20 protein-coding genes and 2 pseudogenes are annotated in these 20,216 nt (G+C 39.1%); 17 read left to right on the top strand and 5 right to left on the bottom strand.

Translation table 11 applies throughout. From position 1 onward, the window contains the following. Positions 1–296: 296 nt before the first annotated feature. The 6 genes and pseudogenes from LH47_RS08230 to LH47_RS17095 all read left to right on the top strand — a co-directional run. Positions 297–764, top strand: a pseudogene (locus LH47_RS08230) (ArsB/NhaD family transporter); the annotation flags it as partial. Positions 765–779: 15 nt separating this feature from the next. After that, a complete protein-coding gene (gene arsC, locus LH47_RS08225; protein WP_099668790.1) occupies positions 780–1,196 on the top strand; it encodes an arsenate reductase (thioredoxin) in 417 nt (138 codons plus the stop codon). 168 nt (positions 1,197–1,364) lie between these two features. Then, complete coding sequence (locus LH47_RS08220; protein ID WP_043966450.1) at positions 1,365–2,297, top strand: DMT family transporter; 933 nt, start codon at positions 1,365–1,367, stop codon at positions 2,295–2,297. A 38-nt stretch (positions 2,298–2,335) separates the two neighbouring features. After that, positions 2,336–3,229, top strand: coding sequence for a DMT family transporter (locus tag LH47_RS08215; RefSeq protein ID WP_043966439.1), 894 nt, complete (start codon positions 2,336–2,338; stop codon positions 3,227–3,229). A gap of 89 nt (positions 3,230–3,318) precedes the next feature. After that, on the top strand, positions 3,319–4,179 hold the full coding sequence (locus LH47_RS08210; RefSeq protein WP_043966437.1) for an oxidoreductase: 861 nt from the start codon (positions 3,319–3,321) through the stop codon (positions 4,177–4,179). Positions 4,180–4,310: 131 nt separating this feature from the next. Further along, positions 4,311–5,597: an SDR family oxidoreductase gene (locus tag LH47_RS17095; RefSeq protein ID WP_326938939.1), complete on the top strand. Its 1,287-nt coding sequence runs from the start codon at positions 4,311–4,313 to the stop codon at positions 5,595–5,597. Between the two features lie 96 nt (positions 5,598–5,693). On the opposite strand, the gene LH47_RS08200 is transcribed toward LH47_RS17095, so the two are convergent. After that, positions 5,694–6,047, bottom strand: a complete 354-nt coding sequence (locus LH47_RS08200) for a DsrE family protein (protein WP_043966435.1) — start codon at positions 6,045–6,047, stop codon at positions 5,694–5,696. 141 nt (positions 6,048–6,188) lie between these two features. On the opposite strand from LH47_RS08200, the gene LH47_RS08195 reads away from it, so the two are divergent. The 7 genes from LH47_RS08195 (at position 6,189) to LH47_RS08165 (ending at position 12,734) form a co-directional block, all read left to right on the top strand. Next, positions 6,189–7,427, top strand: coding sequence for an ABC transporter substrate-binding protein (locus LH47_RS08195; RefSeq protein WP_043966433.1), 1,239 nt, complete (start codon positions 6,189–6,191; stop codon positions 7,425–7,427). Continuing rightward, complete coding sequence (locus tag LH47_RS08190; protein ID WP_043966430.1) at positions 7,405–8,268, top strand: ABC transporter permease; 864 nt, start codon at positions 7,405–7,407, stop codon at positions 8,266–8,268. Before LH47_RS08195 ends, LH47_RS08190 begins: the two co-directional genes overlap by 23 nt. A 133-nt stretch (positions 8,269–8,401) precedes the next feature. Continuing rightward, positions 8,402–9,064, top strand: coding sequence for an ABC transporter permease (locus tag LH47_RS08185; RefSeq protein WP_235341080.1), 663 nt, complete (start codon positions 8,402–8,404; stop codon positions 9,062–9,064). 9 nt (positions 9,065–9,073) lie between these two features. Further along, entirely contained in the window at positions 9,074–10,060 is a 987-nt protein-coding gene (locus LH47_RS08180; RefSeq protein ID WP_052585032.1) for an ABC transporter ATP-binding protein, read from the top strand. Then, positions 10,054–10,710, top strand: coding sequence for a TVP38/TMEM64 family protein (locus LH47_RS08175; protein ID WP_043966426.1), 657 nt, complete (start codon positions 10,054–10,056; stop codon positions 10,708–10,710). The genes LH47_RS08180 and LH47_RS08175 overlap by 7 nt, the downstream gene beginning before the upstream one ends. A gap of 2 nt (positions 10,711–10,712) precedes the next feature. Further along, the gene (locus LH47_RS08170; protein ID WP_043966424.1) at positions 10,713–11,294 is read left to right on the top strand and encodes a CDP-alcohol phosphatidyltransferase family protein; all 582 of its coding nucleotides are present in this window, start codon (positions 10,713–10,715) and stop codon (positions 11,292–11,294) included. Between the two features lie 15 nt (positions 11,295–11,309). Next, entirely contained in the window at positions 11,310–12,734 is a 1,425-nt protein-coding gene (locus LH47_RS08165) for a dihydrolipoyl dehydrogenase family protein (protein ID WP_043966422.1), read from the top strand. 99 nt (positions 12,735–12,833) lie between these two features. Here the strand turns inward: LH47_RS08165 and LH47_RS08160 are convergent, their stop codons facing one another. Beyond that, positions 12,834–13,508, bottom strand: a complete 675-nt coding sequence (locus tag LH47_RS08160; protein WP_043966420.1) for a Crp/Fnr family transcriptional regulator — start codon at positions 13,506–13,508, stop codon at positions 12,834–12,836. Positions 13,509–13,634: 126 nt separating this feature from the next. Between LH47_RS08160 and LH47_RS08155 the strand changes: the two genes are divergently transcribed. Together LH47_RS08155 and LH47_RS08150 are read left to right on the top strand one after the other, a co-directional pair. Beyond that, positions 13,635–13,862, top strand: a complete 228-nt coding sequence (locus tag LH47_RS08155) for a glutaredoxin family protein (RefSeq protein WP_043966418.1) — start codon at positions 13,635–13,637, stop codon at positions 13,860–13,862. Then, entirely contained in the window at positions 13,859–14,620 is a 762-nt protein-coding gene (locus tag LH47_RS08150) for a methyl-accepting chemotaxis protein (RefSeq protein WP_043966416.1), read from the top strand. The genes LH47_RS08155 and LH47_RS08150 overlap by 4 nt, the downstream gene beginning before the upstream one ends. On the opposite strand, the gene LH47_RS08145 is transcribed toward LH47_RS08150, so the two are convergent. Continuing rightward, positions 14,562–15,677, bottom strand: coding sequence for a sodium/glutamate symporter family protein (locus tag LH47_RS08145; RefSeq protein ID WP_043966414.1), 1,116 nt, complete (start codon positions 15,675–15,677; stop codon positions 14,562–14,564). The two genes, LH47_RS08150 and LH47_RS08145, sit on opposite strands and share 59 nt — an antisense overlap. A 96-nt stretch (positions 15,678–15,773) precedes the next feature. On the opposite strand from LH47_RS08145, the gene LH47_RS08140 reads away from it, so the two are divergent. Then, complete coding sequence (locus LH47_RS08140) at positions 15,774–16,439, top strand: haloacid dehalogenase type II (protein WP_043966413.1); 666 nt, start codon at positions 15,774–15,776, stop codon at positions 16,437–16,439. A 248-nt stretch (positions 16,440–16,687) separates the two neighbouring features. On the opposite strand, the gene LH47_RS08135 is transcribed toward LH47_RS08140, so the two are convergent. Then, the gene (locus tag LH47_RS08135) at positions 16,688–17,113 is read right to left on the bottom strand and encodes a hypothetical protein (RefSeq protein WP_152619604.1); all 426 of its coding nucleotides are present in this window, start codon (positions 17,111–17,113) and stop codon (positions 16,688–16,690) included. Between the two features lie 238 nt (positions 17,114–17,351). Between LH47_RS08135 and LH47_RS08130 the strand changes: the two are divergent. Then, positions 17,352–17,699, top strand: a pseudogene (locus LH47_RS08130) (DUF1360 domain-containing protein). A gap of 34 nt (positions 17,700–17,733) precedes the next feature. Here LH47_RS08130 and LH47_RS08125 read toward each other — a convergent pair. Continuing rightward, positions 17,734–19,815 carry a DNA topoisomerase III gene (locus LH47_RS08125; RefSeq protein WP_043966410.1) on the bottom strand — a complete coding sequence of 694 codons (2,082 nt, stop codon included), beginning with the start codon at positions 19,813–19,815 and terminating at the stop codon, positions 17,734–17,736. Positions 19,816–20,216 lie beyond the last annotated feature (401 nt).

The raw sequence follows: 20,216 nt of genomic DNA, 5'->3' as shown, positions 1-20,216 counted from the left end.
CCTCCAAAAGGGCCGCCAACAAGACAGCGAACACCTTTTGAAGAGTTCTGACTAATTGTTCCTCCAGCTCTTTTAATAAAGGCCATTCTGTGGTAAAATGTTTCATGGACTCTCTCCCTCCTGTTTTATTGATGTTGGTCATCACCATCATAGCAGGGAGAGAGTCCTTTTTGCATGACATTTGCTTTTTTCTACCGCGCTTCGCTTGGTGGCCCCGACGAGCGTCGCGAACAAAAGTTCGCAACCCTCGTCGGGGAATCATTCCTGAATGTCACCCACAAATATTTTACTCACACTTAAAAGGGGCGCCGTGGGCTGTCGTCTTTTTCTCTATCGGGATGTATGTTGTTGTATACGGATTACGTAACGTCGGATTGACGAACATTCTAGTTGATATGATCGAAGCAGGAGCGAATCAAGGACTGTTTATGGCGACGATTGCCATGGGGTTTATCGCAGCTATCTTATCATCTGTTATGAATAATATGCCAACCGTCATGATTGATGCGCTAGCGATAGCTGATACGAATACGACGGGAGTCATTCGGGAAGCGCTAATTTATGCGAATGTGATTGGTTCCGACTTAGGACCGAAAATTACACCGATCGGTTCGCTTGCTACACTTCTTTGGTTGCATGTACTTTCAACAAAAGGAGTAAAAATTACTTGGGGCACTTATTTTAAAAATGGTTTAATCTTAACCATCCCAACATTATTTATTACTCTCGTTGGGTTATATATATGGTTACTTATTATTCATTAAAAGGAGCCGATTGAGATGAAAAAAGTAATTTATTTCTTATGTACAGGGAACTCTTGCCGTAGCCAAATGGCGGAAGGATGGGCAAAAAAATATCTCGGTGATGAATGGGAAGTATATAGTGCTGGCATTGAAGCCCACGGTTTGAATCCGAACGCGGTTAAAGCGATGAAAGAAGTAGGGATCGATATTTCCAACCAAACATCAGACATTATCAATGAAGATATTTTAAACAGAGCCGATTTAGTCGTTACATTATGTGGACATGCGGCTGATCATTGTCCGGTCACACCACCGCATGTAAAACGTGTTCATTGGGGATTTGACGATCCAGCAAAAGCAGAAGGAACAGAAGAAGAAAAATGGGCAGTCTTCCAACGAGTCCGCGATGAAATTGGTGCACGAATTAAAAGATTTGCCGAAACAGGAGAATAAATAAGAGGGAAAACAAGAAGCCGGGAGAGAACGTTCCGGCTTCTTTTCTTAATATAGCGAAAATATATTGTTTTCAGATAAAAAAGAGCATAAAATGATTAAAGTATAGTTTTCCTTTTTATCCACCCTAAACGATATATATTTTACGAATAAGGGAGAGATGTTTTGGTGTCAGCAAAAAATATAAAAACGTATATTCTTTTGTTTTTAACTGCTACGATTTGGGGTGGTGCCTTTGTTGCTGGAAAAATCGCAACGACGACTTTACATCCTGTGTCAGTTGCTTTTTTTCGCTTTTTCGGTGCTAGTTTGATTTTGTTCCCATTATTGTACTGGAAAGAACCGAATAGACCAACTCCGACGAGAAAAGATTGGATCGTGTTAGCGCTCCTCGGTTTAACGGGGGTGTTTTTATACAACATTTTCTTTTTTATAGCTACAAAATATGCACCCATTGTCAAAAGCTCATTAGTCATTGCAGTCAATGCTCCGTTGATTACATTGTTGTCTGCATTATTTTTGAAAGAAAAATTGAATGGAAGAAGTATATTTGGTATGTTGCTCGCTGTATTTGGAGCTGTATATATTATTACAAACGGCCATCCGTCCGTACTGATCGAAATCGGTGTTGCTCCGATCGATCTCGTGCTAGCAGGGGCATGTCTCAGCTGGAGTACATACTCTGTTATTGGAAAAGTGGCAATGAAAACATATAGTCCACTCGCGGCAACAACGTACGCAACAGGTTTTGGAACGTTATTTTTAGCACCGTTTGCGCTATACTATACTTCCTTTACATCTGTCAAAATGAGCGGATGGGATGTGTGGTTAAGCGTTTTATACGTTGCTGTTGTCGTTTCGGCTATCAGCTTCGTTTGGTGGTATAATGGTATTCAAAAAGTGGGAGCTTCAACCGCTTCGGTTTTCATTAATGTGATGCCTATTTCTGCTACGGTGATGGGAACGATCTTTTTTAATGAACATTTGACAATGACCCATATCGTTGGAGCGGCTTTTGTATTTAGCGGTATTTTGTTTAACATTTACAGCAAACAAGAAAAAGCGATGTTCCCCCTCATCAAAAAAGAAGCGAACATATGATTTTCGTGAAAAATGATTAGATTTGAGGTGTAAGGAACATGTGGAAAGGATATGGGCTGGTATTGTTATCGGCAACGGGATTTGCGTTTATTCCCATCTTCGCATTATACGCATATGACAGCGGTGTCACTGTGACGACCCTGTTGTTTTTGCGTTTTGCATTGGCTACGCTCTTCTTTTTCCTGTACTTATGGTTAAAAGAGAAAAATTGGAAGGTTTCGCGGTCACATTTATTGTATTTATTTTTGCTAGGCGGCATTTTCTATATGATGCAATCTTCTTTTTATTTTCAGTCAGTAAAATATATTCCATCTTCACTCGCTGCCTTATTGCTGTATTTAAACCCAATATTTGTCGCCATTTTTTCGTTTTTTATTAATAAAGAAAAGCTAACAAAGCACATCATCATAGCGATCTTGCTCTCTTTTTCGGGTATGTTGCTTGTATTAGGAGCACCAGAAGGAAAAATTCAGCCGCTGGGTATTGCGTTAGCCGTTGGAGCAGCGATTGTTTACTCAATCTACATTATCGTTGGGAATAAAGTGACCGCACACGTTCCATCCATTACAGCGAGTGCCTACATCGCACTCTTTGCGGCTTTATCTTTTTTTGCTTTTGGAATTGGTTCGGGAACATTACATTTTCAATTTGACGCAAAAGGGTGGCTTCCAATTATCGGAACATCGTTCGTTTCAAGCGTTTTGGCAATGCTGACGTTTTTTGCGGGAATGAATATCATTGGTCCGACAAAAGCAGCGATTTTAAGTATGATAGAACCGATCGTGACGTTCCTTCTATCGATGGCATTTTTACATGAAAGCATATCGTCTATCCAAATGATTGGGGGACTGATTGTGTTGAGTGGAGCTATGCTTGTTGTCACAACAAAAGAACATAAACCAAGGAAAAAATCGACCTCCATCAGCGCGTGATGGGGGTCGATTTTTTAAAATGGCAGGAATATTACCTATCGTTATCTAATTCCAATAAATATGTCTTTATAGTAGCGAGGAGGATTGTTGTGAATCAAAATGTAAACTCCCCGTCGGTGGCGCTAGTGACAGGAGCCTCGAGCGGGTTTGGACTACTCGTAAGCGTTGCACTTGCGCACGAAGGATATCAAGTCATTGCTTCGATGCGAAACATACAAAACAAGGAAATGCTTGCAACAGCAGCGTGTGAAGTAGGCGTGTACGATCGGATAGAGATCGTACCTCTCGATGTCACCGATTTCTTTTCGGTAGAATCGGTCGTGCACGATGTAATCAATCGCTATGGACGGATCGATGTATTAGTTAACAATGCAGGGTTTGCAGCTGGCGGTTTTGTAGAGGAGCTCTCACTTGAAGAGTGGGAGCGTCAATTTGCGACAAACTTTTTCGGATTAGTTGCCGTTACAAAAGCTGTTTTGCCAATTATGCGAACGCAACGTAGCGGTAAGATTATCAACATTAGCAGCATTAGCGGACGAGTCGGTTTTCCGGCGATGGGTCCATATGTCGCTTCAAAATTTGCTGTCGAAGGATTTAGTGAATCACTTCGTTTAGAGATGTTGCCGTACGGAGTATATGTCGTCTTAATTGAGCCTGGGTCATTCAAAACAAACATTTGGTCGAAAGGACTTCAAGGGGTGTCCAGCCGTTCTGGTTCGCCATATGAAAAAGAAATGAAAACCATTATGCAATACGTGAATCGAGTAGCCAAAACAGCACCACCTCCTGACGAAGTCATTAGGCAAATCATCAAAGTCGTCCAATCGCCGACTCCTCGTTTGCGTTACCCCGTAGGGAGAGGAGTCACATTGACGTTAAGGCTGAAAAACTACTTGCCATGGAAGTGGTGGGAATGGATTTTTCTGAAAACGTTTAATAAACAGAAATAAGCACTACCTTCATATACATCTATAGAAGATATACATTTAAAAGTAGGAGTTTTGTTAATTTTAGCGAAATGATGTGTAAAATCGTTGAAGATTGATTGACAAAATGCTTTAGACCAAAAATTAAGCAGGGGGTGAAAGAGGTGGGAAATGTTTATTTTTTTACTGGATTTCCGGGATTTATTTCGTCGATGTTGCTTGAGGAGCTAATTGCGAAATGGACTCCAGAAAAAATATATACATTGGTTCTGCCTTCTATGAAAGAGAAAGCGATGGAAGAAAAAGAAAGAATTTGTTCTTCCACTCATTTTCCACAGGCGAAATGGGAAATCGTCGAAGGAGATATTACGAAGTCGAACCTTTCTCTCTTAGAAAAACAACTTCACATGTTGGCACAATCGGTCACTCACGTGTTCCATCTTGCAGCTATTTACGATTTGGCCGTTCCTGAGGACATTGCTCGAATAGTCAACGTAGAGGGAACAAAACAAGTAAACGAATGGGTTTCCTTACTTCCACATTTGCAGCGCTATGTATATTTTAGTACTGCATACGTATCAGGAACGCGTCAAGGGGTGATTTTCGAGCATGAACTTGACAAAGGGCAATCGTTTAAGAACCATTACGAAGAAACCAAATTTCTTGCAGAAGTAGCTGTACGAGAAGTAGCGCACAACGTGCCAACGACAATTATTCGCCCTGGTATTGTGGTTGGTCATTCAAAAACAGGAGAAACGATGAAATTTGATGGTTTGTACTTTATGCTCAACGGAAAAAAACAGATGGTCGAAGCGGAGGAGTTGCTCATTGCTGCTGGAAGAACACCGAATACTGCAGCGTTGCGTTTAGAAGCAGCTGGGGTGAAAACAAGTCCGCGTGGCGAAATTATTGTCAATGACTATTTACAAACGACAAATCCTTCTATTTACGCGGCAGGCGATGTCACACTCGGCCCCCAATTTGTCTATGTCGCCGCATACGAAGGAACGATCGCCGCAGCGAACGCCATTGGCGGACAACATAAAAAAATTCAGCTTGACACCATCCCAGCGGTTACGTTTAGCTCTCCAGCAGTCGCAACGGTTGGACTAACAGAACAACAAGCAAAAGAAAACGGATACGAAATAAAAACGTCCGTTTTGCCGCTCGAAGCTGTCCCACGAGCGATTGTCAATTACGAAACGACGGGTGTCTTTAAATTAGTAGCGGATGCAAAAACAGGGAAATTGCTAGGAGCTCACGTTGTCGCGGAACATGCGGGCGAAGTCATTTATGCAGCGACACTCGCCGTCAAATTCGGCTTAACGATAGACGACCTTCGCGAAACGCTCGCGCCGTACTTAACGATGTCCGAGGGACTAAAGCTCGCGGCGTTAACGTTTGACCAAGATGTCGGAAAACTATCTTGTTGCGCGGGGTAAAAATTTGTTCGCTCATCTTCTGTATAACATAAACAATTGTTATCTTCACAGAAATAAAAGGATGTCTTTAAGAGCAAGACATCCATTTTACACGATTTACAGAATAATGATTTGATACCCATGATCAACGAATGAAGAGATACTTGGGTGACCATTTCTCTCTCCTAATGAACTAAATCCAGATTTTTTCACATCCTCTGTAACCCCAAACGCGCCAGCACAATACTCGCATACTCCTTCAATAACCCCTAATTGCTTCACTGCTTTATATAACGGATAGTATTTATTTTCTGGATCCTCGAATTTTCTAACCCAAACAGTACCCGCACCATCAAATACTACCTTTACTTCATGTCCGGCTTCCTTTAACTCTTGGGTATAAAGTAAGGCGTGCAACGCCTTTGCCAATTCGTTTTCGCTAGCATGAACAAAAATAGCTATTTTCTTCATTTGTTGACCTCCTCATTTCTTTGTTTTACATTATCAACTATACTGGAACAACAGCAAGATATCTGTAAGCTGTATTACAGAAATATTTACTTAAATCTCGTATGCTGATGAAGCAACAAAAGAAAACAAGGAGGATAAAATGTGAAACGGTTATTTGCTCTTCTTTTGCCTATTTTTATCTTTTTAAGTGCATGTAGTACAAAAGAATTATCATCTGCATCGGAAGCAAAATTACTGGAACATAAATGGAAACAAATTGAACAAGAAGCAAAAAACACAAAAGTACGAATGTTTATGTGGGGAGGAGATGAAGGAATTAATGACTATATGGATGAATGGGTAGCCCCAAAACTAAAAAAACAGTATGGGATTACATTCGAACGAATCCCAATGGATACACATGAAATTTTACAAAAATTATTAAACGAAAAGAAAGCTGCTGAAGAAAAAGGAACAATCGATATCATTTGGATTAATGGGGAAAACTTCAAAAATGCAAAAGAGAATGATTTATTATTTGGTCCTATCACTGAAAAACTTCCTAATTTTCAAAAATATATAGACACCCGTAGTTTAAATACACAATATGATTTCGGCACAGCTGTAGATGGATTAGAGGCGCCATGGGGAAAGGTTCAATTTGTATTTTTGTATGATGCAAGTAAAATATCCCAGCCACCGAGAACGTTTGCGGAATTAAAGGATTGGATAAAAGAGCATCCAGGGAAATTTACTTACCCCGATCCGACAGATTTTACAGGAAATGCATTTTTACGCCACCTCCTTTACGAGGCAGTAGGTGGATCTGAAAAATTACTAAAACAAGGATACGATCCACAATTTGTAAAAAATGAAGTTGAAAAAATGTGGGCATATCTAAATGAAATAAAGCCATATTTGTGGCGCAAGGGAGAAACATATCCAAATTCTTTAACAGAGCTTGATCGTATGTATAGTCAAGGAGAAGTATGGATGACAATGGGATATAACGAAGCACGTGCAGAAAGTCTAATAAAAAACGGAACATTCCCAACATCCACTCGTTCTTTTGTGCTTGAATCTGGATCAATTGGTAATACACATTTTTTAGCCATTCCTTTTAACAGTCCAAATAAGGCTGGGGCGATGGTCACCATTAACTTTCTCTTATCTCCTCAAGCACAGTTAGAAAAGTTTCGTCCAACGTACTGGGGGGAAGGTATGTCATTAGATCCAAACAAGTTGCCGGAAAAAGATCAACAAACATTAAAGCAAATAAATCGCGGAAAATCAGTATTATCATCAGATGTCTTAAAAGATCATTTACTTCCAGAAGTAGATTCTCGTTACGTGGGTTGGCTGAAGGAGAATTGGTTACATGAAGTGGCTCGAAAAAGATAGCTTTCTATTTCTTCTTCCAGCGTTTCTTTTAACAATTGTACTCGTCGGATACGGAGTAATGATGGCTATCTCAGAAAGTTTACACAAAAATGGACGACTTACTTTTCAGTATTATATCGATGTGTTTAAAAATAACAACTTTATTGCATCGCTTAGTTATAGCCTTTGGATTGCTCTTGTATCTACTTTTTTTTCAATGCTCATTGGTTTATTGATCACAAGATGGCTTTACTATTATTTGAAAAGTGATTTTCTGAAAATCATATATTGGATTCCGATGTTATTCCCGCATTTTGTCTGGGGATATATGATGGTGTTATTGTTTTCGCAGTCTGGATGGTTCTCTTCACTCGCGTACCGTATAGGGATCATTCATCATCCAGATGAATTTCTGGTCATCATAAAAGACTCTCACGGAATAGGAATAATGATTACGTATATTTGGAAGGAAACACCTTTTGTTATACTCATGCTTCTCCCAGTCTATCATCAACTGAACCATCAATTATCTTCTGTCGTTAAAACACTTGGTGGAAAAGACTGGGATGTATTTAAAACTGTCGAGTGGCCGTGGATAATGCCTGTGCTGTTCGAAACGAGCATCATTGTTTTTGCATTTATTTTGTCTGCCTATGAAGTGCCATATTTACTTGGCACGACGTATCCGAAAATGATTTCCCTTCTCGTTTATGAATGGTTTTTTGAAGGGGATTGGAGCAATCGTCCGAAAGCGTTCGCTGCTATGTTGAGTGTGACAATGTTTATTTTCTCTATTATGATGGCATATACTTCTCTCCTGATAAAGAAGCGATATCAAATGATGAAAGGGAATGGAAAATAGCGTGACTAGGAAGGGTACTAAACTCATTTTCTTTTTTTCTATTTTATTTCTGGTCATGCCGGTCATCTTATTAATAGTAAAAAGCTTCTCATTTTCTTGGAAATGGGGGGAGCTGTTCCCAACAACATGGAGTTTGAAGGGATGGCAAGTACTACTTACAGAGCCACGGTTATGGCAAGCACTTCAATCTTCATGGTGGATCGGCATTGCCGTCGTTTTATTGAATTTATTGATTGCCATCCCTGCCGGAAAAACCGTTGCTTTTCATTCTTTCAAAGGAAAACGGTTTTTTGAGTTGTCATTTATACTTCCTATCTTGATTCCAAGCTTAGCTGTAGCCATGGGACTTCATATGACAATGATTCGATTGGGACTTGCTGACCATTGGCTGGGTATTGTTGTCGTTCATTTACTCCCGTCTGTTCCGTATACCATTAAAATATTTCATTCTTCTTTTGAACGGATCGGACCACACTTGGAAAACCAAGCTGCTTCGCTCGGTAGCAACAAATGGTACAGTTTTTATTCGATTTACTTTCCACTTCTTGTACCGAGCATAAGAAGTGCTGTGTTTCTTGTTTTTGTTATTTCTCTTAGTCAATATGCATTAACAGCACTTATTGGTGGTGGAAACGTTATAACCATTGCAACTCTTTATTTTCCATTTTTATCAACAGCAAAAGAAGCGGTTATTGCGAGCTTTTCGCTTATTTTTGCAGTTTTGCCGCTAACTGTACTTCTCTTGTTCGAGTTACTGATTAGAATTTTTCTTCCTTATCGAAAACGGAATCGTTGAGGTGTGTATATGAAAGATGTATTTATTTCTCTTAATTCTTTAAAAAAAGCATATGGAAATGAAACAGTTTTTCACTCGATTAATTTGGATATAAATGAAGGGGAAATAATCAGTTTGGTAGGGCCATCAGGGGCAGGGAAATCAACCCTTCTTCAATGCATAGCAGGGATAGAAGAATTAGATGAAGGGAACATATGGATTGAGGGGGAAGACATGTCACCAAAACCTGCTCATCGTCGCCCGATTGTCATGATGTTTCAACAACCATTATTATTTCCCCATATGACAGTAATGGAAAATATTGTTTATGGATTAACTTTTACAACCATGACAAAGAAAGAGCGAATAGAAAAAGCTACGTTATATTTAAAAAGGATGGACATGGAGAACTTTCGAGACTTTTATCCATCCAAATTATCCGGTGGACAACAACAACGTGTTTCCTTAGCGAGAGCATTAATTACCGATCCAAAATTATTGTTGCTCGATGAACCTCTTAGCAGTTTGGACAATGAATTAAGAGAGGAAACTCGATTATGGATGAAACAATGGCTAAAAGAAAAAAAAATAACGACAATTTTTGTTACACATGATAAAGAAGAAGCGATGTTAATGGGAGATCGCGTTGTGGTGATAGGAAATCAAACCATTCAACAATGTGGAAATCCTATACAAGTATATGATGCCCCATCTAATTCATTCGTCGCAAATTTTTTTAGCGATGGTATCGTCATCGATAACCGGTTTTTCATTCACGCAAAACATATAGAAATTTGTAATGATCTACATGGGGCGTGGTATATGAAATGGAAAGGAATTGTGCAAGAAATGTATATAAAATACGGGAAATTTTTTTATCAAATAACCATCAGCGATTGGCAAACGGATGTCATTATACAAAGTGACACTCATTTTTCTAAAATGCAATGTATTTGGGTTGGTATACGGTCGAAAGAGTATATTCAGACGTTTAAAAAGGATGGAGAAGCATGTTAACACGGACATGGTGGAAAATATTCGTTGCGTTCATAATAGTCGGAGGAATTATTTGGTTTAATCAGCATATCCACATGAAGCCTCAAACAATCCGAGAGTGGATTTTATCTTTTGGAGTGTTGGCTCCGCTTGTCTTTATCGGGTTATATACCGTTCGACCGTTTCTTTTCTTTCCGGCTTCTATTCTGTCGTTAGCAGCAGGGCTAGCGTTTGGGGCATGGTGGGGAACAATTTTCACTGTCATCGGGGCAACACTAGGAGCTAGTTTGTCTTTTTTTGTCGCTAAAAAATTCGGCGAACGTGTAATTCAAGAAAGTTGGAAAAAGAAAACAATAAAACTGCAAGCACAATTAAAGAAAAACGGATTTATGTATGTACTTTTATTACGACTAATCCCGATTTTTCCTTTTGATTTCATTAGTTATTTAGCAGGGATAGTAAATGTGAAGTTCACCCATTTTTTATTTGCGACATGGATTGGGATCATTCCAGGGACGTTTGCCTATAATTTTTTAGGCTCTAGTTTTGCTTCTGGCAATCGAATAATCATAATTATTGCCGTCATTGTTTTTCTTATCATTTCCTTTGTTCCCATCATGACAAATGCAAAACTAAGACAAAAACTTGGATTACAACAGAAAGGAGAATAGATGTGCTCGATACACATGCAAGGAAATATGTACAACCTTTTATCGAAACGACCGCTTCTCGTTTGTTGAAAATGGGATTGACGGCAAATCAAGTTACTATGATGTCATTTTTGGTTGGCCTTTCCTCAGGGATTCTTTTTTATCTCAATTATGTAGTTGCGGCAGTCATTGTATTGTGGATGTCTGGATTTTTAGATGCGGTCGATGGAACAATGGCACGAAAAACAAACGTATCGCCATGGGGCACTGTCATGGATGTGACCTTCGATCGAATTGTTGAAATTAGTGTCATTTTAGGAATTGCGTTTAAGTATCCGCATGTCCAATGGGCTCTTTTGTTATTAAGTGTTTCGATTATTTTTTCCATTACCGTGTTTTTAACAGTTGGAGCTGTTTCGAATAAAAAAGGGATGAAATCATTTTATTACCAACCAGGACTAGCTGAACGTACAGAAGGGTTTCTCTTATTTTCCCTTATGATGTTATTACCCAACTATGTTTTATTTATTACGTTGTTATTTTTTGTAGTAGAACTATTTACAGGGTTACAACGTTTAAATGAAGCTCGACAACTTTTACACTGAAAGGGTGTGAGATGATTGAAACAATATGATCTTATTGTCATCGGTGGAGGGGCAGGAGGGTTAACTGTAGCTGCTGGAGCGGCTTCTCTTGGAGCGAGAGTGGCTCTTATTGAAAAAGAGGCACAACTTGGTGGAGATTGTTTACATTTCGGTTGCGTTCCATCAAAGGCACTTATTAAAATTGCTTCCGAAGTATACGAAGCCAAAAAAATAAAAGAATGGGGAATGAAAATACAAGGAAGTATTAACATGAAGCGAGTTATGCAACGAGTAAAATCGTCCATCGCGCATATTCAACACCATGATGATATTGAGCGATTTAGGAAATTAGGGGTTGATGTATATATTGGAAAAGGAAAATTAAAATCTTCGCATAAAGTAACGATTAACGATGAGGAAGAGATTTCCGGAAAACGCATAGTGATTTCAACAGGATCAAGACCTTTCATCCCTCTAATCGATGGTTTAGAACAATCTGGTTACTTAACAAATGAAACAATTTTTCGTATCGATTTTGTCCCTAAAAAACTACTCGTCATTGGTGGAGGACCAATTGGTATAGAACTCGCTCAGGCAATGGCAAGGCTAGGAAGTGAAGTGATTGTTATTGAACGTTCTAATGAAATATTACAACACGAAGATGAGGAAATCGCTCAATTAGTAAAAAAACAACTGATACATGAATTCACTGTATATACTAATGCATTTGTCAAAAAAATCGTAACGATGGAAAATAAAAAAATTGCTGTTGTTCATACCGACGACCAAGAAGTCGAGATAGAAATCACCGATATCCTTGTTGCTGCCGGTAGAGTTCCGAATACAGATACACTTGATTTGAATAAAGCCGGGGTTCAGTACGATAAAAAAGGATATATTGTCGTGAATGAATATTTACAAACTAGCGTTCCAAATATTTATGCGATCGGGGATGTAAATGGAAAATTCCCGTTTACACATGTCGCTGGAATGGAAGGGAAATTAGTTGTACAAAACGCTGTACTGGGACTAAAGCGAAAAATAAACTATTCGAATGTGCCATGGGTCACATTTACTAATCCGGAAATTTTTCATATAGGATTAACAGAAAAACAAGCTAGCCAACAACACGATCGTATTCATGTCTTTAAAACACCGCTATCTACTGTGGATCGCTTCATCGCAGATGACCAAACAGAAGGGATAGTCAAAATAATTACTGACAAAAAAGGATACATCATTGGGGCACATGCTGTGGGACAACATGCTGGAGACTGGATGCAGGAAGTAGTAGCTACTAAACAGTTTGGAAAAAAAATCGGTCAACTCTCTCACGTTATCCACCCATACCCAACTCATGTGGCAGCAGTTCAACATACAGCTGACGTATACTGGCGTGAAAAATTATTCCACGGATTGGTTCCAAAATTAGTAAAACAATATATCCGATGGTTTCGATGAAGAAGCCGCCCTAAAAGGACACTTTTTTCAACATACAGCCTTTCCATTGCACGTATCTCTCAGAAACGAAGAGGGTGCCTCATTACTTTTAGGACACCCTCATTCCAATAACTCTAATGCTTTTTCGACATGAATGGCTAAATGGAGGCCTTTTTTAATAAAACCTTCTCTTTTCAATTGACTCATGACCGCACTTGTTGTTTCGCGCGACGCACCAATCATGCTAGCGATATCTTGATGAGTTAGTTTCATTCCGATTGTTTGCCATTCTTTTTTTCGTTTTCCTGTTTTTTCGCTCAATTTCAATAACAAATACAAAATTCGGTATTTCACATCGCTTAATGCGATTTTTTCGCTTAAGCTGTATAATTCTTTTAGTCTTGTTGACAATATATGAATAAGCTTCAAGGCGATTTTCGGATTTTTTTCAATAAACGTTTCAAATTCTTTTTTGCCTAGTAAACACAAATACGTATCAGTCATTGCTTCCGCATATATTTGGTCGTCTGTTAATGATAAAGTCGCTGTTTCACCGAAAATATTTCCATCGACTAAAATATCAACTGTAAACTGCTTGCCGCTTGCGTTCATACGATACAAACGTACTTGCCCTTTTTTTAACAAGAACAACGCTTCGATTTTTTTATCTGGAGATAAAATAAGTGTTCCTTTTTTTACAGGTTTCATCTCGCTCATTTGATCGATGACGTGCAAATCTTCCATCGATAGCTCGTCAAGCAGACTAATTTGCGACAACAAAAATAACTTATCCACTTTATACGCCCCCTTAGTAATAAACTCCCTCTTTACATTATAACTGTTTTTTTATCTATTCCTGTAATCCACCTTACAGTATACAAAAAGATAATCGTGTAAAATAGTTACGCTAGGAGGTTTTTTATGGATTATATCCTTTATACAATCGATGGTTGCAGTAAATGTCATATGGTGCGAAAGTATTTGCTTCAAGAAAACATTCCTTTTTTAGAAATAAACATATTAAAAAATCCTTCTGCTGCTATAGAATTAAAGAAAAAAATTAACGAGGTCATTACTCCCGTGCTTATTTCAGATGACAGAGTTATTGTAGGAAGCGATATTTTATTGATGAAAGGAGAAATACAATGAGAAATGAAAATGTTCAGACAATTAAAGAAGCAAAACAAGTGATGGAAAAACAAAAAGAACAGATGGGGCAGTTCCTTCATCTCGCAGACGAAATTGTAGATTTGTCCACTTTTTTATCAGAAATGTCTGGTCAAATCAACAAGCAAGTAGACGAAGCGGCCACTCATACAAAAGATGGAAAATTATCTATGAATGAGATGGCGAGGGTGATGGAAAGGATTGATGGACTATCTTCCATGCTATTAGATAAGGCAAACATACTATCGGATTTGTCTGCTTTGCTAACAGAGATTATACAATCGCTGCAAAAAATATCTGCTCAAACAAATTTGTTAGCTTTAAATGCTTCCATTGAAGCAGCAAGAGCAGGAGTAGATGGGAGAGGATTTGGCGTTGTCGCTCAAGAAATCCGAAAACTTTCTGATGAAAGCACAAATGCAACAGCGCAAGCGAGACAATCTGTTGCTTCCATCATCAATGAAATAAAGAATGTTTACCAATTATCTAAGTCAGGAAGAGAAGAAATGGAAAAAGGAATGAATATTGTCCAGAAAACAGTGGAACGATTCGATTGTATTCACGAATCGATCTCTCGTGTCAATCAACAAAAAGCAGAGTTAACTTCCATTTCTTCCTTACTAAAAGAAAAAAGTGTTCAATTAGGAACGTTAAGCAACTCTATTTCACAAAACCGTCAAGTTATTGCAAAAGGATTAGACGCAGTGCTAAATGTATATAATTTACCATCCATAGAATGACAGGAGGAATGACTAATAATACGTAAGGAACAGCGCCATGTTTATTAACCACTGTTCTCATTCCATGCATACATACAACTGGTGCGCTAAGTATGAATGACCATCCAGCAACAGCAGCGACTAATTTCTCTGAAAAAGATAATTTGGGAAACAACCATTGAACAATCCAGACGACAAATACAGCAACAATCATTGTTTTTACCATAACTACAAGAAAGACAGTGTAAGACAGGCTAAACCAATCAAAAAAAGCTATTTTTTGCACCGAAGTCATAATAAATAAATATAGCCCGATCGTTCCCAATTGATGGAACATCATTGTTTTTTCATCGAGTTTTGACTGCCTAGTTTTCGCTAGTAAGCCGTAACTAAAACCACCAAGCATCGCATACACATAATCGTAAAGAAAAAGCAGGGTTATGTGCTGAGTAATCACGACAATTCCGAGCGCAAACAGGACGACATAAGCCGTTTCCCTCGTTACAGGAATGGTCATTTTTTCTTGATACAAATGGATGATTGGAGCAATTTTATTAGAAATGTTCTGTTTGTCCAGCCACTTGCTAACAATCAATAAAAAAACGGGCGTTAGAAAGAAAACAATGGCTAATTGTACATAACTCCAGAATACCATATCGTTTTGAATGTAGGATGGGACAGTCAGTTTAATGAAATCTTCATTATATGCAAATAATAAGTCGCCTACAATCCAATTGTAAGGAGGGAGAACGAAATATGATATGTACACAAAAAAAATTAATAATACCATGCATATTGTTAGAAAAATGACGAAACGTTTGAAAAAAAGCTTATTCAAAAAAAGGGCTATTTGAAAGCCGATAGAGAATAAAAAAATAGTTACGGCAACCCTTTGAAATAAAAAGGGCGGCTCTAGGCGATAATGGAAAATCACTTTCGTCAAAACAGTGATCGTTAACAAAATGACACTTCCAACAAAGGGAATGGAGAGGTAATAGCGATGTAACTCGTATTTCTGTTCAAGCAGTTCACTAATTTTAAGTATTATTCCTAGCAAAACGACAAATAAAATAGCCATGACTGTATATCTCCTCTGCCTTTGTAATTTGTAAAATAACTTACAGAAAAATAAGAAAATATCTTGTTTTGTAATAAAACCAGAAAGGAGAGTGTAATGGTGAAATATCGAACTTATGTATTTGATGTGTATGGTACATTATTTGATGTTTACTCTATTTCTGAAAAGTGCACGAATTATTTTTCTGATAAAGGGGCACGAATTAGCCAATCTTGGCGTCAAAAGCAGCTGGAGTATTGTTTTTTACGACAAATCATCGGTTCATATATCCCATTCCATGAAATTACAAAAGAAGCACTCCAATACGTATGTATTTCCGAACAAGTATATACAACAGAAGAAATCATTACCGACCTATTACAAGCTTATCTGAAGCTTTCTCCATTTGCAGAAGTGAAACAAGCGCTAGAAATGTTGCAGAGTGAAACACTCGTTGTTTTTTCCAACGGTTCTGTTGACATGTTACATCCTTTGCTAAATCATTCAGGATTAACGAGCTATTTTCAGCACATTGTCAGCGTGGATGAAATCAAACAGTACAAGCCTTCTCCGTCAGCGTATCAGCATGTATGTAATCGGCTAAACATGCAGCCAAAAGAGATTTTATTTTTATCTTCTAATACATGGGACGTTGCAGGTGCTAGCCATTTCGGTTTTCAAACTGCTTGGATTAACCGTACGAACACTACGATGGATTTGCTTGACGTCACACCTAATTACATAGTAAACGATTTGCAAGAGCTAATCGGGCAACTAACATAAGAAAAGGGCAAAACGCCCGCCTATCATCGGAGAGCGCACAAGCCCTACCGAGCAAACCTTGAACCAAGCACAGCTGGTTCTGCATGGGCAAATTCACTAAAGCCTATCCATGTGTCGCCGAAAGAAGAGGCGGAGCCCATCACATCGACGGCGCTGGGAGCTAGACAACTTCCAGCCTAACTTTCTTTCTTATCCTTTAAAAAGGAACATAGGAGAGGGATCGAATTTTTCGATCCCTTCCTTTAAGGTTAATTCGTTACGTTCACATCCGTCTCTACAGTTTTTCTGTTTGCTATCTTAAATGTTGCTGCGATGACAAATGAGAAAAATAAGTGCGTCATTAAACTCATTAGTTGTTGTGGTTCAAAAGCATGCGCTAACATTGTACCCATACCAAGCATAAGCGGCATGACGACCAAAGGCCCTACAATCCAAATCATAATTCCATAAATAACTGATAAGATAAACATACGTTTAGTAAACGTAGCAAGGTAACCAAATGTCGCACCAAAAATGATACTAATTATCATATGAATACCCCAACCAACAGCAATACTTTTGCTACCTACCATTATTGAAATCATTGGAATCATACCCATCATTTGCATCATAATCCCAAATATGATTCCACCGACCACACCACCAAGCACTCCTATTTTTAATGAACGACTCATATTCAAGCACCCCTTTCTTTTTTGTAAATTCATCATACAAAAAAACAATCAGAATTACTGTAAGCTGGATTACAACCTGCAAAGTCGAAAGGGGAGGGTGAGTGAGCTATTACCTCAATGGTTTTCAAAGTGAGTAGCATGAACAACATTTTTTCATAAACTTAAGGTAGCGAGGAAAAATAGTAAAAAAAGGAGGGAATATTGATTAATAAATTAGACTGGATGACTTACTTACTTTATGATGATTCTCGCTAGTTATCGATTGACGCACTTGATTGTGTTTGACAAAATTACATAGTTTCTTCGCAAGCCGTTTATGAAAAAAGAAACCGTCACCACGAACGGGCATACAGAGGTGAAAAAAGTACCGACATCGAAATTCGAGTATTTATTAAATTGCTATTGGTGCGCCGGGGTTTGGAGCGCTATTTTTATTGCGCTTGGGTATCTATTTATCCCTACGGTCGCTAAGCCGCTCATTTTTATTTTTTCGATCGCTGGCGCGCAAGCCATGCTTGAAACATTTGTCGGTGTTGGTACGAAACTGATCGATTTTCTTTCCGAAGCGAAAAAACGAATCGAATAACATGCCGGTGTCAGAACCGACACCGGCATCTCGCTTACTCGTTCTTTTTCTCTAATGCCTGTTTTAATAAATCACCTAAACTTGTGCCAAATGAGTCGTTTTCGGCACTATATTTTTTCAATAACGCTCGATCGTTCCGACTAATAGTCGCCTTCTTTTCTTCTGCTTTTTCAATAACATTGCAAAGGCGACATTGGAAGTAGACACCTGCTTTTCCTTCATGAATTTCCATCCGTTTTTTGCATTGTGGGCAACGCCGGTTCGAAAGCTTTGGATCTTTTCTCTTCCGGAAGCGGCATGTCATATTCGAGCATACGAGCATGCGACCTTCTTTTGTCGCTCGTTCTTTTAAAAATGATCCGCACTCTGGACACATAGAGCCAGTTAAATTATGAGCACGATACGTTCGATCGCTTTGTTTTATTTCCGTCACTAACCGCTCCGTTTGCTTGCGGATGTGTTGGAGGAACGTTTTTGGATCACCGTTTCCACGAGCAATTGCTTCTAATTCTTTTTCCCAACGTGCAGTCAATTGCGGCGATTTTAATTCCTCATTGACAAGTTCAATCAATTGTTTCCCTTTTGGTGTCGGATAAAACCGTCCGTTTTTTCGCTCGACCGTTTCCGTTTCGACGAGGCGTTCAATAATTTCGGCGCGCGTCGCTGGCGTACCTAGTCCGTATTTTTCCATTTGCGACAAAAGGTCGGCTTCAGAATAGCGAAGAGGGGGCTCTGTTAACACTTCTTTTTTCTCTAATATGACAGAAATCATTTGTCCTTTCATAAAAGTAGGGAAAGTTCCTTTCTCTTCTTGCTTTTCTAGAACGCGCCGAAACCCTGCGTTTACTACTCGCGTTTCGCGCGCGACAAAAGCTTCGCCGTCGATATCAAAAACAACATGAATGGTTTCGTAGTCGCATGCTGGATAGAAGAGTGCTAAAAAGCGACGAGCAATTAAGTCATATAGTTTTCGTTCATCAGCGGAAAGTTTGCTGATGTCCAACCGTTCTTCTGTTGGGATAATCGCATGATGATCCGTTACTTTTTCGTTATGAAATACCCGCCTAGCCACTACCTTCGCTTTATTTTTTAAAAGCGGAGCAACTTCGTCTAAGTATCCGGATCTCATTGCCTCTAGCCGATCAGCCATCGTACTTTCCATATCCGTCGTTAAATAGCGCGAATCGGTGCGTGGATATGTGACGAGCTTATAGTGCTCATATAACCGTTGTAATACGCTTAACGTTTTTTTCGCCGAAAAGCCAAACCGTTTGTTTGCTTCTCGTTGTAATTCGGTTAAATCGTAAGGAAGCGACTGTGGCTCTTTTTTTGTTTTTCTTTCGACAGAAATAACCGTCGCTTGTTTATTTTTTAGTTTTTCATATAGCTGTTCCGCCAGTTCTTTCGAAAACATTCGTTTTTCCCCGTTACGCTCCCAAAAAGCAACAACAGACCCGACGTTGGCACGAATCGTCCAATATGGTGTTGGTTTAAATGACTGAATTTCTTTTTCTCGCTCAATCATCATCGCAAGCGTCGGTGTTTGAACGCGGCCTGCGGAAAGAGGTTCGTTATATTTGGTCGTTAACGCTCTCGTCACATTTAACCCAATCAACCAATCTGCTTCTGCCCGGCAAACAGCCGATTCGTATAAACGCTCAAACTGTTTTCCAGGTTTTAAATGTTGAAACCCGTCGCGAATGGCTTGATCGGTTTGTGACGAGATCCAGAGGCGGAGGAGCGGTTTTTTCCAACGAATTTTTTGCAAAATCCACCGTGCGACAAGTTCACCTTCTCGTCCAGCGTCGGTGGCGATGATGCAGTTTTTCATATCCGAACGTTTTGCTAAGGTTTCGATTGCCCGAAACCGATGGCTCGTTTGCCGAATGACATTCAGTCCCATGTTTTCCGGGATAATTGGTAAATCTTCCAGCCGCCACGTTTTATAGGCGGGATTATAATGTTCCGGCATTTTCAATTCAATTAAATGCCCCAGCGCCCATGTGACAATATATTTCGGTCCTTCAAAGTAATGTTTATGTTGCTCCCGACAACCAAGCACGCGGGCAATTTCCCGAGCCACGCTCGGCTTTTCGGCCAAAACAAGTGATTTCATCATATTTTCCTCCTGATCACAAGACTACTTGTTCAGTATAGCGGAAGAAGGGGAGGTTTGCATACTTGACACTTCAAGAAAAAGAAGAGGACATGGTAAAATGATAGGACTATGACAAGTTAAACGATGCACAACCAAGTAGGTAGAGTACCATGAAAGTGTGAAATTTTCCAAAACTAAAGGATAATTTCTAACAATCTGAGCATATTTATTTTAGTCTGACTGGTGAGCGTCCTCAACCGAAGATGAGCGAACAGCGAACAATGTTTGGGTGATTTTAAGCATGGGCTAGAAATTGCTTTGCAAGACGAATAGTAAACCGTCGATTCGCCGAGCAGCGGCTGATGAGAAAAACCACGCCGTTTTGTTTTCATACTTTTTTGAAGAGAAGGCAGAATGAA

The sequence above is a fragment of the Anoxybacillus thermarum genome (assembly GCF_000836725.1).
GTDB classification, from domain to species: Bacteria; Bacillota; Bacilli; order Bacillales; family Anoxybacillaceae; genus Anoxybacillus; species Anoxybacillus thermarum.
The sequence above is the reverse complement of the archived record's forward strand: the minus strand, read 5'-3'. Positions and strand labels throughout refer to the sequence as shown.